A 232-nucleotide genomic window follows, 5' to 3' on the forward strand; every position below is an offset into this window, starting at 1 on the left:
GCTGCCGGCATATTCGCCGACCGCGGAATTGGCAAAGCCGATGGGGAGGAAGCCAGCGGCCGTGACCAGCGTTCCCGTGAGCATCGGGAACGCAGTAGATTCCCAGGCAAAGGACGCAGCCCGCATGCGGTCCCAGCCCTGCTCCATCTTCACCACCATCATCTCGACCGCGATGATGGCGTCGTCGACGAGCAGGCCGAGCGCGATGATCAGCGCACCCAGCGTGATGCGG

At 65.1% G+C, this 232-nt stretch carries 1 protein-coding gene; it reads right to left on the reverse strand.

From position 1 onward, the window contains the following. Positions 1–232 (reverse strand): efflux RND transporter permease subunit (locus tag MOV75_RS42190; protein WP_247008796.1); only part of this gene is annotated, 232 nt, incomplete at both ends.

Source organism: Bradyrhizobium sp. PRIMUS42 (assembly GCF_023006515.1).
Lineage (GTDB): Bacteria > Pseudomonadota > Alphaproteobacteria > Rhizobiales > Xanthobacteraceae > Bradyrhizobium.